Genomic DNA, 13,314 nt, shown 5'->3' with positions numbered 1-13,314 from the left:
CCCTAGGCCTGCCTTCCGGAGCGGGCCGGGCCGGGCCGGCCCTACGGCGTCTCGCGGCCCGCGACCCCGGCAGGACCCGGAAGACAGGTCCCGGGAGGTGTCTGCCGGGCGCGGGCGCGTCCCGCACGCTCCCCCGGCCCCAGGTGTGCGGCGGCCCCCGGCCGTGAAGCCGTCGGCCGCCGGTGTGGCCTGCGGGACGCGCCCGCGCCGCCGGCCGGTCATGCGCCCGTGCGCGGGCCGGCCGGCCGCTAGGGTGGCGTGGTGTCGTACGTAGGCCCTGACTTCGAGCCCCCGCAGTCGCGCCGCCCCCGGCGCGCCCCTCTGACCGTGGCGCTGATCGCGCTGGTGCCCGGCGTGCTGCTCGGGTGGGGGGTGTACGAGGCCGTGGGCGGCGGCTCGGGGGATCCGGGCGCCGCGGGTTCCGCGGGCTCCGCGTCGACGCTGTCCCGCACGCGGTCGCCGGGAGCCGAACCGCGGGACACCTCGGCCGCTCCGCACGACGACGGCAAGAAGCCCGGCGGCCCGGCGACCGCCTCCGGATCCGCGACCGCTTCCGGTCCGGTGAACGCGTCCGGACCGCTCAAGGGCAAGGTCGTCGTCATCGACCCGGGGCACAACCCGGGGAACTTCCGGCACACGGCCGAGATCGCCCGCCAGGTGGACGTCGGCAACGGCCACAAGGAGTGCGACACCACCGGCACGTCCACCAACTCCGGTTACGCCGAGGCGCGGTTCACCCTCGACGTCGCCCACCGGCTGCGCACCCTGCTGGAGAAGCAGGGGGTGACGGTGAAGCTGACCCACGACGCGGACAGCCCGGCCTGGGGTCCGTGCGTGAACGAGCGGGCCCGCATCGGCAACACCGCGCGCGCGGACGCCGCGATCTCCATCCACGCCGACGGATCGGCGGAGGGAAACCGGGGCTTCCACGTGATCCTGCCGGGCTCGGTGCACGCCGGCGGCGCCGACACCCGCCCGATCGTCGGTCCGTCCCGCGATCTCGGGACGCGCATCGCGGGCTACTTCGTCAGCGCCACGGGGGAACCGCCCTCCAACTACCTCGGCGGCGGCACCGGTATCGTCACGCGGACGGACCTGGGTGGTCTCAATCTGTCAACGGTTCCCAAGGTGTTCATCGAGTGCGGCAACATGCGCGATACGAAGGACTCGGCACGACTGACCGACGGGGCCTGGCGGCAGAAGGCGGCGCAGGGAATGTCTGAGGGAATCGTGAGTTTCCTGCACGAGTCGTGACCGGCGTGGACAACCGACCGGACAGTCGGATCTTACGAACGATACTGTCTGTGCGACGACGAGACGACCTACGAAGGACCTGAAGTGAATATCCGCTCCCTCACTAGAGGCGACGGCGTGGTGATCGGGGCAGCGGTGTTGCTGTTCATCGCGTCGTTCTTCGACAACTACTCGTACGACGTGGCCGGTGCCGGCGACATCGACATGCCGAACCTCTGGGAGAGCGGCCCGGTCCTGCTCGGTGTCGTCCTCGCGGGCATCATCGGCGCGGCCCTCGTCGTCGTCAGCCGTGCGCTCCCGCAGCAGCGCAAGGTCGCGGGTCTGGACATCGGCCAGTTCGGCGCGGCCTTCGCGGTGTTCGCCGCCTGGAGCGCCCTCGGCAACGTCATCGACCCCTTCGGCGGCGCGAACAACGTCGGCGGCGGCTCCGGTGACGGTCCGAGCGCCGGCACGGGTCTGATCCTGGCCCTGGTCGCCACCCTGCTGATGGCGGCCGGCGCGATCGCCGGCCCGCTCGTCCCGGCCCTCCAGGCCGCGCTGCTCCCGGCCCCCAAGCCGGTCGCCCCGCAGCCGTACGGCGCCCAGCCGCCCACGGGTTACGGCTACCCGGGCGCCCAGCCCCAGCAGCCGTACGGTGCCCAGCCGCAGCAGGGCCAGCCGTTCGGCCAGCCGGCCGCGCAGGGTGTTCCGGCGCAGCAGCCGGCCGCCGCGGAGTTCTCGCCCTTCTGGTTCGCCGTGCCGATGACCCGTCCGCTGTTCGCGGAGGACGGCTCGCCGAGCCCGATCGCCGAGCTGGCGCCCGGCACCTGGTACCTGGCGGTCGAGCAGCGTGGCGCCGCGCTGGTGGCCCAGACGCAGGACGGCCGCCGCGGCATCCTTCAGGACACCTCGGGGATCCAGCGCGGCTGAGCCGCCGGACCACCGCACGACGGCCCCTCGCCCTCACGGGCGGGGGGCCGTCGTCGTCGGGCAGGCCGTCCCGTACAGCGGCTGACGTGGCGTCAACTCCACTGCGGGGATGCGGATTCCTAGCCCTTGGTGAGCTGAGAGGCCGACGGGACCTGGTTGTTGACCGGGGCACCCGCGCTCTTACCGGCGTCCTTCACCTGGTTGATGATGCTGTCGAAGGAACCGATCGCACCCTCGTCGCCCTTGCGCAGCTTGGACGGCAGGTTCTTCAGCGAGTCGATCCCGGCGGTCAGCGGCGCGAGGGCCTTGGACAGGAGCGGATCGCCCTGGGCGTTGCGCTGGGCGGCCTTGAGCCTGTTGTAGGCGAAGGCACCGGCGACGGCGGCCTTCACCAGGGCCAGCCTGCGGCCGTGGGCGCCCTTCTTGAACTTGCCGTCCTTCCAGGGCTTCACGATCCACTGGTAGGTCGCGCCGGCGGCGAGACCCGCGTTCGCCACGAATCTGGTCTTGGCGAACTTCTGGCGTTCGGCGGACGTACTCGGACTTGGCGTGGCCGCGGCGGCGGCCGCCGCGACCTCCTTCGTGCTGGTCTTCTCGCTGCTGCCGCAGGCCGTGGTACCGGCCAGCAGGGCGCAGCACACGGTGAGCGCCACACAGAGGCGCCGTATCGGAACGGGCACGGGGTCCTCCGGACGTGTCTCCCCGAGCGGGTTGCTTCCTACGGCAGGCTCACCCAGCGGGACGCGTTGCGCCACTCGGGCGATACCGGGAAAGCGCCCGGGAAGCCGTGCGTACCTGCTGTGACGTGCGGTTTCGCCGGGATGAGGCGGCTCGCGCGCAAGCCCCGCCGCGGACACCTCGCTCGCGTACGCCGGAGGGCTGTGCACAGGCCCGATCCGTCGGCATGCGCACAGCCCGGTCCGTCGGTACGCGCACAGCCCGATCCGTCGGCATGCGCACGGCCCGATGCGTCGGGCCGTGCACACACCCGTGCGGTGGGGCGGTCAGGCGCAGCAGTCCGGGTCGAGCCCGGCCGGCAGGTGCTCACCGCCGAAGACCGCGCACGTGGCGTCGTGGCCGCCGAGGGCGGCGACGGCGAGCAGGAGGGAGCCCGCGGTCCAGGTGGTGAGTTCGCGGGGCCACACGACCTCGTCCTCGAACTCGTAACCGGTCCAGTACAGCCCGGAGTCCGGGTCGCGCAGATGCTGGATGGACTGGAGAATCTCCAGGGAGCGGTCGGACTCGCCCATCGCCCACAGTGCCAGCGCGAGCTCGCTGGACTCGCCGCCGGTCACCCAGGGGTTGGGGACGACGCAGCGCACGCCGAGGCCGGGGACGACGAAGCGGTCCCAGTCCGCCTCGATGCGGGCCTTGGCCTCCGCTCCGGTCAGCGCGCCGCCGAGGACCGGGTAGTACCAGTCCATCGAGTAGCGGTCCTTGTCCAGGAAGCGCTCGGGATGCCGGCGGATCGCGTGGCGCAGCGCGCCGGCGGCCAACTCCCAGTCCGGCTGGGTCTCTTCACGCTGGTCGGCGATGGCGAGCGCGCAGCGCAGGGCGTGGTGGACGGACGAACTGCCGGTGAGCAGGGCGTCCGTGGCGGGCGTTCCGTCGTCGTCGCGGCGCCAGCCGATCTGGCCGCCGGGCTGCTGGAGTCCGAGCACCCATTCGACCGCCGCGTAGACGGTGGGCCACATGCGGTCCAGGAACGTGTCGTCCCCGGTGGACAGGTAGTGGTGCCAGACGCCGACGGCTATGTAGGCGGTGAAGTTGGACTCGCGGGCGCGGTCGGTGACGTCGTCGTGGGCGCCGTCGGCGTAGGCCGCGTACCAGGAGCCGTCGGGGTTCTGGTGGGTGGCGAGCCAGTCGTAGGCCCGTTCCGCCGCCTCGTGCTCGCCGGCCGCGTCCAGGGCCATGGCGGCCTCGGTGTGGTCCCAGGGGTCGAGGTGGTGGCCGCGGAACCAGGGGATCGCGCCGTCCTCACGCTGGTGCGCCAGGATGCCGCGCACGGTCGCGGCGGCCTGCTCGGCGGTGAGGACCCCGGGCAGGACGAGGTGGTCTGTCCGGGGAGTCGTCACTTGGCGGCCGCCTCGGGGGCGGCGGGGACAGCGGAGTCGGCGGGGGCGGCGGCCGCGCGCGGCAGGTGGGGCTTGGTCGCGTAGGCCACGAAGCTCTTGCCGATCAGCGGGTTCAGCGCCTGCTCGGCGACCCGGGTCGCGAGCGGCTTCTTCATGATGTCCCAGACCAGCAGCTTGTGGTACGCCCGCACGGGCAGCGCCTTGTCGTTGTCGACACCGAAGGCGCACTTCAGCCACCAGTACGGCGAGTGCAGCGCGTGCGCGTGGTGCGTGCCGTACGGCTTCAGGCCCGCCTGGCGGATCTTCGCGAGGAGTTCGTCCGCCTTGTAGATGCGGATGTGGCCGCCCTCGACCTCGTGGTAGGCGTCGGACAGCGACCAGCAGACCTTCTCCGGGCCGTAGCGCGGCACGGTGATGGCGATCCGGCCGCCGGGCCTGAGCACCCGGACCATCTCGGCGAGCACGCCCTTGTCGTCGGGGATGTGCTCCATCACCTCGGAGATGATGACGACGTCGAAGGACTCGTCGGGGAAGGGCAGCGCGAGGGCGTCACCCTCCATGGCGGTGGCGGTGGCACCCTCGGGCGCCTCCCCGGCCTCCTTCATCGCCGCGAACCACTTGGCGACCTCGCGGATCTCCTCGGCGTTCTGGTCCAGCGCCACGACCTGCGCGCCACGCCGGTAGCACTCGAAGGCGTGTCGCCCGGCCCCGCAGCCGAGGTCCAGTACACGGTCGCCGGGGGCGAGCGGGAACCGGGAGAAGTCGACGGTCAGCACGTGGCCCTGCTTTCGGAGGAGATGCCTGCAACACTTGCCGGGGCCGCGGCGCGGCCGGCGTCGCGAGCCGCGCCGGGGTTCCCCCCGTGCGGACGCGCCGGAGCGGGGGTACGGGCGATGGCCTCGCGGTAACGGGCCACGGTGCCCTCCGCCGCGCGGGCCCAGGTGAAGTGCCGCAGCACCCGTTCGCGGCCCGCCGCGCCGAGGCGCGCGCGCAGCTCGCGGTCCCCGAGCAGCCGGCTGAGCCCCGCGGCCAGCGCGCCGGCGTCGCCGGGCGGTACGGCGAGGCAGGTCTCCCCGTCACGCCCCGCGACCTCGGGGATCGCGCCGCCGGTGGTGGCGACCAGCGGGGTGGCGGTGGCCATCGCCTCGGCGGCGGGCAGCGAGAAGCCCTCGTAGAGCGAGGGGACGCAGGCGACCTCGGCCGAACGGATCAGGTCCACCAGCTCGGCGTCGGAGATGCCCTTGACGAAGTCGACGGCGCCTTCGAGGCCGTAGCGCTCGACCGCCTGGGCGACGGGCCCCTCCTCGGGGCGCTTGCCGACGACGACGAGGTGGGCGTCGGGGTGTTCGGTGCGGACCTTGGCGAGCGCCTCGACGAGGAAGACGAGGCCCTTGAGCGGCACGTCGGCGCTGGAGGTGGTGACGATCCGGCCGGGCACCTCGGCGACCGCGGGGTCCGGCGCGAAGAGGTTGGTGTCGGCGCCGATGTGGACGACGTGGACGCGGTCCTCGCGGACACCGAGGTGGTCGACGATCTCCTGGCGGGAGCTGCCGGAGACGGTGAGGACGGAGGGCAGGCGGCGCGACACGCGCTTCTGCATCCGGGTGAACGCGTACCAGCGGCGCACCGACCACTGCCGCTGCCGGGTCTCGGCGGCGTCCAGCTCCAGCTGCCGGTCGACGGTGATGGGGTGGTGGATCGTGGTGACCAGAGGGGCGCCGATGTCGCCGAGCAGGCCGTAGCCGAGGGTCTGGTTGTCGTGCACGATGTCGAACTCGCCGCGCCGGGCGCGCAGATGGCGGCGGGCACGCAGGGAGAACGTCAGCGGCTCGGGGAAGCCGCCGGTCCACATGGTGGCGACCTCCAGCGCGTCGATCCAGTCGCGGTACTCGTCCCGCCCGGGGGTGCGGAAGGGGTCGGGCTGGCGGTAGAGGTCGAGGCTGGGCAGCTCGGTGAGGGTCAGCCGGCCGCCGTGGCCGCCGAACCCGCCGTCACCGTCCAGTACGGGGTACGGCTGGGAGCCGATGACCTCCACCCGGTGCCCGAGGCGCGCGAGCTCGCGCGAGAGGTGCCGTACGTAGACACCCTGGCCGCCGCAGAACGGGTTCCCTTTGTAGGTGAGGAGCGCGATGTCGAGCGGACGTTCTCCGTCGGCGGCGAGGTCCTGCCGGGGACCCGCCTGACTGGCCTCAGCGGTCACTCCGGGCCCCCTTCTGCCTGCACTGCCCCGCGACACTACGCCGGGACGTTAATCTAGAACAAGTTTCAGACTTGATCGTTCAAGAGGCTCTGAATCTACCGGCAGGTAGGGGCACAGCGGGCAATGGATCAGGTGATTCACGCCACGGCACGCGCCCCCGCGCGCCGGTCCGGTCACCTGCTCTGCAGAAGCCCTCACCGACTGTCACGGAACGGGACCCATGACTGCGCGACCCAAGGCGGAACCCAGCGGCGGCCGGCCTCCCACGGCGCCGCTCACCGAGCGTCAGGAGGCCCGGCGCCGGCGGATCCTGCACGCGAGCGCGCGGCTGGCCTGCCAGGGCGGCTTCGACGCCGTGCAGATGCGCGAGGTCGCGGAGTCCTCGCAGGTGGCCCTCGGCACGCTGTACCGCTACTTCCCGTCCAAGGTGCATCTGCTGGTGGCCACCATGCAGGACCAGCTGGAGCGCCTGCACGCCACGCTGCGCCGCAGACCCCCCACGGGCGAACTCCCCTCCGAGCGGGTCGCCGAGACCCTGACGCGCGCCTTCCGTTCCCTCCAGCGCGATCCGCGGCTGGCCGACGCGATGCTCCGCGCCCTCACCTTCGCCGACCGCGGTGTCGCCGCCGAGGTCGACGAGGTCTCCCGCCGCACCACGGAGATCATCCTGGACGCGACGGGCCTGACCGACCCGACCCCCGGTCAGCTCTCCGCCGTCCGCGTCATCGAACACACCTGGCACGCGGCCCTCATCGCGTGGCTCTCCGGCCGCGCCTCGGCCAGCCAGGTCAGCACCGACATCCGAACAGCCTGCCGCCTCCTCGACCTCCCGGACCCGGCCGCCCCTGCCGGACCCGCCGCCGATGACTCCCCCGCCGTGCTGTGACAGGGGTGTGACGGGAGCGACTTGTTCTCGGTGAGTGCGATAGCGATGATGACGCCATGTCCGAACACGTGGACGGGGCGATCGATGCGCCGCACCAGAAGACTCCGAGGTCACGGCTCGCCGACTACGCGGAGATGACGGTCCCTTCGCAGGAGCAAGCGACGTTCTCTCCGATGGAGGCGGTAGCCGCGTCGACCGGGCAGCGGGAAGCGGCGCCACCGGCCGGCACGGCCGCGCCTGTCCCACCGCCCGCCGAGGATCCCGGTGTCCGGGCGCGCAGGAGGGAGTTCGCGGCGCTGCTCGGCGAGTTCCGCCGCACGGCTGTCCTGGTGCCGCTGGGCGACGGCTCTGTCCCGGTCGGGGAACGCGGTCTGCTGACGGCCGACGTGGACGGGATCCGTTTCATCCTGGCCTTCTCCGACGAGCAGGCGCTGGCCCGTTACGCCGTGGCACGTGGCGATGTGGCGCGCGAGTGGACGTATCAGACGGTTCTCGGCGCGCGGCTGCTGGATGTGGCGGTACCCGCGGCCGGGGTGCCGTGCGGGGTGGCGCTGGACTGCGCGGACGGCGAGGAGGGGATGGTGTTCCCTCCGGTGGTGGGGATCGTGCCCGACGAGGTGGCGCTGGACCACGACGAGAACGGTGACCCGGAGGCTGCGGCATGAGTGGTGGCGGGGGCAAGGACCTGAAGGCCGAGGGGCTGGGTCTGATCGCGAAGGGCCTGACCGAGGCGCTGGGTGAGTTGAAGGAACTCGGGATGGTCGGTGAGGCCGGGGCCGGGCGCGGTTTCGGTGACCTCGCGCTGTCCGGTCTGGAACTGGGCCACGAGGGGCTGACGGGCGAGTTCACGTCGTTCTGCGAGCGCTGGGAGTGGGGAGTGCGGTCGCTGATCGTCGAGGGCAACGGGTTCGCGGTGAAGACGGGCCTGTCGGCGGGGACCTACTACGAGACCGAGCAGTACGTGGAAGGCAGTTTCAAGGTCGTGGAGAACGCGGCGATCGGCAATCCGTACGCGTCCGAGGAGGACGTGGAGAAGATGGGCTGGGGGGACATCGCCACGTCCGGCGCGTACGGCGGCGTGGACTACAGCAAGGAGTCCATGGACCAGGCGCTGGACAACAGCGAGCAGGGCTGGAAGGACGCCGGCCGGGACGTGATGACCTCGCACACGATCGGACCGCTGCCCGGCATGGATCCGCAGGACCTGCACGACGCGTTCGGTGTCTCGGACAAGCAGTACGACCAGTATCTCGACGACACCTTCGGCCCCTCCCCCGAAGAACGCGCCAAGGCGGCCGAGCAGCAGGGCGGTGAGGGCTGATGGGTCTCGGGGACATCACCAACTCGCTGCTGGGCAAGGGCGAGGACCTCTACGACGCGGGCAAGAAGAAGCTCGGCGAGGCCGTGGACTGGGGCACCGACCAACTGGGCGAGGGCCTGGACAAGGTCGGTGCGCACGACTGGGCGGACGGCGTGGAGGACTGGGGCGACGAGGTCGCCTCCGACCTGGGCGCCACCCCCGGCGAGCAACAGCTCGGCCGGACCGAGGAGCCGAACGAACTCGTGCACGGCGACCCGGCGAAGATCCGGGAGAGCGCCAAGCACCTGCGGGACTTCAACGGCGCATTCGAAAAGGTGAGTTCGGGGCTGAAGAAGGTCGACTCATCCGGATGGGTGGGCGAGGGCGGCAACACGTTCCGGGAGAAGCTCGGCGTCCACCCCTTGAAGTGGGCGCAGGCGGCACAGGCGTGCGAGTCGGCGGCCGGGGCGCTGGAGTCGTTCGCGGACACCGTGAAGTGGGCGCAAGGGCAGGCCAAGGAAGCCGTCGAGCTCTACAAGAAGGGCGTGAAGGCGTCCAAGGACGCGGCCGACGCCTACAACCGGAAAGCCGACGCCTACAACGCCAGGATCAAGGCGGACGAGGATCCGGGACCGAAGCCGGAGCCCTTCCACGATCCCGGCAAGGCCGACATCAAAGCGGCCGCGCAGAAACTCGCCGAGGCCCGTAAACAGCGCAACACCGCCGGCTCCGAAGCCCAGGGCAAGGTCAGGGCGGCTCTCGCCCACGCCCCGGCAGAACCCCCGCCGCTGTCCCGTATCCGCGACGACCTCACCGACGGCTACCAGGCCTACAACACCGAACTCACCCACGTCGTGGGCGGCGCCCTGAAGGGCACCGCGGGCCTCCTGAACTTCGCCCGCGGCCTGAACCCCACCGACCCCTACAACCTCACCCACCCGGCCGCCTATGTGCAGAACGTCAGCATGACGCTCTCCGGCCTGGTCTCCACCGCCGCCCATCCCGAACGGGTCGTCCAGGCCGCCGTCGACGGCTTCGAGAAGGACCCCTCCGAGTTCGTCGGCCGCCTCATCCCCGAACTCATCGGCACCAAGGGCGCGGGCCTGGCCCGCGGCGGACTGCGGCTGGCGCTGAAGGAGGGGGCCGAGGGCGTCGCGGAACAGGGACTGCGCAAGACCGCGCGGGAGGCCGTGGAAGAGGGCGCGGACGATGTCGCACGGCGTCCCGGCGAGAAGGTCTGCGCGAAGGACCCCGTCGACGTCGCCACCGGCAGGATGGTGCTCCCGGCGACCGATGTGTCCCTTCCGGGGCAGTTGCCCCTCACCTTCAGGCGGCAGTTCGAGTCGTCGTACCGGCTGGGCGGCTGGTTCGGACCTGCTTGGTCCTCGACGCTCGACCAGCGCCTGGAAATCGACACGGAGGGAGTCGTCTTCGTCGGCGAGGACGGCGTGACACTCGCCTACCCGCACCCGGCCCCCGGCGTACCGACGCTGCCCAGTCACGGTGCGCGCTGGCCCTTGGACCGGGTGGACGGCGGTTACACCCTCACCGATCCGGAGTCCGGCCGCGTACGGCACTTCGCCGACCGCTCCGAAACCCTGGCGGTGCTGGAGCAGCTCGACGACCGCAATGGCAACTGGATCGCGTTCGAGCACGACGCGGAGGGTGCGCCCCGCGCGCTGACGCACTGCGGTGGCTACCGCCTGCTCATATCGACGTCGGACGACCGCGTCACCGCACTGCGCCTGGCCGGCGCGGCCCCGGACGGCACCGACCAGGAACTGCTCCGCTACGGCTACACCGACGGCCACCTCACCGAGGTAACCAACTCCTCCGGCCTCCCGACCCGCTTCGGCTACGACGATCTCGGCCGCATCACGTCCTGGACGGACACCAACGACAGCCACTTCACGTACGTCTACGACGACCAGGACCGCTGTACCTGGCAGTCCGGCGTCGCGGGCCACCTGCGGTCGGCCTTCGCCTACAGCTCCGCGGACCCGGACACCGGCGAGTCCACCACGACGATCACGGACTCGCTGGGCCACCGCACCACCTACCTGACCAACCGGCACTGCCAGGTCATCGCCGAGACGGACGCCCTGGGCGCGGTCACCCACTACCGGCGCGACCGCTTCAACCGCCTGCTCTCCGAGACGGACCCGCTGGGCCGTGTGACGACGTTCGCGTACGACACGGCGGGCAACCTGACGTGTGTCGTACGCCCGGACGGCCGTGAGGCGAGGGCGGAGTACAACGGTCTCGGCCTGCCCGTGAAGGTGGTGAACCCGGACGGGACGGTGATCCGTCAGGCGTACGACGTCCATGGCAACCGCACATCGGTGACTGACTCGGCCGGCCGGACCACGCACTTCACCTACACCGAGGCCGGTCACCTGGCCTCCGTGACGGACTCCCTCGGCCACACGACGCGGGTGGCGTCCGACCGATCCGGTCTCCCCCTGGAGATCACGGACCCGCTGGGCGCCGTGACCCGCTACGGACGGGACGCCTTCGGCCGCCCGGTCACGGTCACCGACCCGGCCGGCGCGACCACGCGTTCGGAATGGACAGTCGAGGGTCATCTGGCCCGGCGCACGGCCCCCGATGGCACGACCGAGGTCTGGACGCACGACGGCGAGGGCAACTGCACGACGTACACCGACCAGCTCGGTGGCGTCTCCCGTCTCGAATACACCCACTTCGACCTGCTCGCCGCCCGCACCGGCCCGGACGGCGTGCGCTACGAGTTCGCCCACGACACCGAGCTGCGGCTGACGGAGGTGACCAACCCCCTAGGTCTGAAGTGGAGCTACGAGTACGACGCGGACGGACGTCTGGTCACGGAAACGGACTTCGACCACCACAGCCTGACCTACACCTACGACGCGGCCGGACGCCAGACCGGTCGTACCAACGCAGTCGGGGAAACGACCCTCTTCGAACGTGACGAACTGGGCCGGACGATCCGCAAGGACGCGGCCGGACAGGTCACCACCTACGCCTACGACCTGACCGGCCAACTGGCCCGCGCGACCGGACCCGACGGTTCCACCCTCACCCTCCTGCGCGACCGTCACGGCCACCTGCGCTCGGAAACGGTCGACGGTCGCACCCAGACGTACACCTACGACGCGCTGGGCCGCCGCACCGGCCGCACGACCCCCACCGGTGCCACCACCATCTGGTCGTACGACGCCGCCGGGCGGCGCACCAGCATGGTCGCCTCGGGCCGCACCATCGACTTCGCCTACGACGAGACAGGCCGCGAACAAAGCCGACGCGTCGGCGGAACCGTCGCCTTGGAGCACACCTTCGACTCCATGGGGCGCCTGACGACCCAGTCGGTGACCGGGGCCGGGGGTCACACCGTCCAGCAGCGGTCCTACACCTACCGCGCCGACGGCAACGTGATCGGCATCGACGACCACCTCTCCGGTGTCCGTCGGTTCGATCTGGACGCCACGGGACGGGTCACGGCCGTGCACGCGGCCGACTGGACCGAGGCCTACGCCTACGACAAGGCGGGAAACCAGACCCAGGCGGTGTGGCCGGCCGGTCACCCGGGTCAGGAAGCGGTCGGCAGCCGCGACTACGCCGGCACTCGCATCATCCGGGCCGGAGAGGTCCGGTACGAACACGACGCCCTCGGCCGCATCACTCTCCGCCAGAAGCCTCGTCTGTCCCGCAAACCGGACACCTGGCGTTACGAGTGGGGTACCGAGGACCGCCTGATGTCAGTGGTGACGCCCGACGGCACCCGCTGGCGCTACACCTACGACCCTCTGGGCCGCCGCACGGCGAAACTCCGCCTCGCGGCCGACGGCGAGACCGTCGTGGAGCGGGTCGACTTCACCTGGGACGGCACCGACCTCTGCGAACAGACGACGATCTCGGCAGAGCTGGCAGGTCCCGTCACTCTCACCTGGGACCACCAAGGCCGACGCCCTGTGGCCCAGACGGAACGCATCACCCCTGCCGGCGCTCCTCAGGACGAGATCGACTCACGCTTCTTCGCCATCGTCACCGATCTCGTGGGAACTCCCTCGGAACTCCTCGACGAGCAGGGCGAGATCGCCTGGCGAACCCGCAGCACCCTGTGGGGGACGACGGCGTGGGCGACCCGGAGCACCGCCTACACACCTCTGCGCTTCCCAGGTCAGTATTACGACCCCGAAACGGGGCTGCACTACAACTATTTTCGCCATTACGATCCCGAGACGGCCCGGTACCTCACCGACGACCCTCTCGGTCTCGTTCCCGCGCCGAATCCGGCGGGCTACGTCGACAATCCGCATACTTGGACTGACCCCCTCGGCCTTTCCCCCTGCACCGAGCCTCCGTCCCACAAGTATTCGAGCAGTCGAAATTCCGCCTTCCGGGAGGCGAAACGCGACCTGGACATCCCCGTGTCGCAACACCCCGACGAAATCAATCGAGTCCCGATGACGGATCGAACCGGCCACCAGATCATGGACGATTCAGGGAAACCTGTCATGACACGCGAATACGTTTACACGCGAAGCGACGGCAGCAAGGTAATCATCCAGGATCATTCCTACGGTCACGACTTCCGCGAAGGCGGCGTCGGCAACCAAGGGCGCCATTTCAATGTCCGCCCGTCCGAGAACCCTCGAACTGGTAAAGTCCCCGGAACAGCCCAGCATTACGAGTACTGAAGCAGAAGGAA

The 13,314-nt window shown here is 71.0% G+C and carries 10 protein-coding genes; 6 read left to right on the top strand and 4 right to left on the bottom strand.

Features of this window, described 5'->3' with window-relative positions; translation table 11 throughout:
* Positions 1–261: 261 nt before the first annotated feature.
* Both ACIPRD_RS19615 and ACIPRD_RS19610 read left to right on the top strand, forming a co-directional pair.
* Complete coding sequence (locus ACIPRD_RS19615) at positions 262–1,254, top strand: N-acetylmuramoyl-L-alanine amidase (RefSeq protein WP_401564573.1); 993 nt, start codon at positions 262–264, stop codon at positions 1,252–1,254.
* An 84-nt stretch (positions 1,255–1,338) separates the two neighbouring features.
* Complete coding sequence (locus tag ACIPRD_RS19610) at positions 1,339–2,163, top strand: hypothetical protein (protein ID WP_356397974.1); 825 nt, start codon at positions 1,339–1,341, stop codon at positions 2,161–2,163.
* Between the two features lie 119 nt (positions 2,164–2,282).
* On the opposite strand, the gene ACIPRD_RS19605 is transcribed toward ACIPRD_RS19610, so the two are convergent.
* The 4 genes from ACIPRD_RS19605 to ACIPRD_RS19590 form a co-directional block, all read right to left on the bottom strand.
* Positions 2,283–2,843 carry a hypothetical protein gene (locus ACIPRD_RS19605; protein WP_356397971.1) on the bottom strand — a complete coding sequence of 187 codons (561 nt, stop codon included), beginning with the start codon at positions 2,841–2,843 and terminating at the stop codon, positions 2,283–2,285.
* A 324-nt stretch (positions 2,844–3,167) separates the two neighbouring features.
* Complete coding sequence (locus ACIPRD_RS19600) at positions 3,168–4,238, bottom strand: prenyltransferase/squalene oxidase repeat-containing protein (protein WP_356397968.1); 1,071 nt, start codon at positions 4,236–4,238, stop codon at positions 3,168–3,170.
* A complete protein-coding gene (locus tag ACIPRD_RS19595) occupies positions 4,235–5,014 on the bottom strand; it encodes a class I SAM-dependent methyltransferase (RefSeq protein WP_401564570.1) in 780 nt (259 codons plus the stop codon). The genes ACIPRD_RS19600 and ACIPRD_RS19595 overlap by 4 nt, the downstream gene beginning before the upstream one ends.
* Positions 5,008–6,438 (bottom strand): glycosyltransferase family 4 protein, encoded by a 1,431-nt coding sequence (locus ACIPRD_RS19590; protein WP_401564567.1) that lies wholly within the window; start codon positions 6,436–6,438, stop codon positions 5,008–5,010. The genes ACIPRD_RS19595 and ACIPRD_RS19590 overlap by 7 nt, the downstream gene beginning before the upstream one ends.
* 220 nt (positions 6,439–6,658) lie before the next feature.
* Between ACIPRD_RS19590 and ACIPRD_RS19585 the strand changes: the two genes are divergently transcribed.
* From ACIPRD_RS19585 to ACIPRD_RS19570, 4 genes are read left to right on the top strand one after another with little or no spacing between them, the layout of a single operon-like run.
* On the top strand, positions 6,659–7,324 hold the full coding sequence (locus ACIPRD_RS19585) for a TetR family transcriptional regulator (protein WP_401564564.1): 666 nt from the start codon (positions 6,659–6,661) through the stop codon (positions 7,322–7,324).
* Positions 7,325–7,380: 56 nt separating this feature from the next.
* Positions 7,381–7,989 carry a hypothetical protein gene (locus ACIPRD_RS19580; RefSeq protein ID WP_401564562.1) on the top strand — a complete coding sequence of 203 codons (609 nt, stop codon included), beginning with the start codon at positions 7,381–7,383 and terminating at the stop codon, positions 7,987–7,989.
* Positions 7,986–8,645, top strand: a complete 660-nt coding sequence (locus ACIPRD_RS19575; protein WP_356397955.1) for a hypothetical protein — start codon at positions 7,986–7,988, stop codon at positions 8,643–8,645. The genes ACIPRD_RS19580 and ACIPRD_RS19575 overlap by 4 nt, the downstream gene beginning before the upstream one ends.
* Positions 8,645–13,303, top strand: a complete 4,659-nt coding sequence (locus tag ACIPRD_RS19570) for a putative T7SS-secreted protein (RefSeq protein WP_401564559.1) — start codon at positions 8,645–8,647, stop codon at positions 13,301–13,303. Before ACIPRD_RS19575 ends, ACIPRD_RS19570 begins: the two co-directional genes overlap by 1 nt.
* The last annotated feature ends 11 nt before the right edge of the window (positions 13,304–13,314 follow it).

Origin of the sequence: Streptomyces sp. NPDC090108, assembly GCF_044747185.1 — a bacterium.
Taxonomy (GTDB): Bacteria; Actinomycetota; Actinomycetes; order Streptomycetales; family Streptomycetaceae; genus Streptomyces.
Note: the sequence above shows the minus strand (reverse complement) of the source record. Positions and strands in the feature narration are given on the sequence as shown.